The following is a 355-nucleotide window of genomic DNA, read 5'->3' as shown; positions in this document are numbered from 1 at the left end:
GCCTGGGCCAGACGATCGTCTACGCCCTCACCCCGATGGCCATCACCGCGTCCGCCGAAGGTCTCGCGTTCCTGACCCGCCGCGTGGTCATCCACCAGGTCGGCCGCGACGTCGAGGCCCAGGCCCGCGCCGCCGCCGTCCTGAAGGACCTGGCCTACCACCAGGCCGTCGCCGCCGGACACCCCGACGAGAAGACCCGGAACAAGGCCGTGAAGACGTCCTGGAAGCTGGCCCGGAAGGTCGGCGTCGGTGACCCGTCCCTGGCCGCCGACCTGATGGACGTCCAGCGCGACCGGATCGGCAAGAGCGCCGACATCGCCCTGGAGCGGATGTTCACCCCGGGCCTGTCCACCAC

The 355-nt window shown here is 71.5% G+C and carries 1 pseudogene; it reads left to right on the top strand.

Annotated elements, in window-relative coordinates:
* Positions 1-355: pseudogene (locus IH48_RS0132560) on the top strand (conjugal transfer protein); the annotation flags it as partial.

The sequence above is a fragment of the Streptomyces sp. NRRL F-5126 genome, from assembly GCF_000721265.1.
GTDB lineage: Bacteria > Actinomycetota > Actinomycetes > Streptomycetales > Streptomycetaceae > Streptomyces.
Note: the sequence above shows the minus strand (reverse complement) of the source record. Positions and strands in the feature narration are given on the sequence as shown.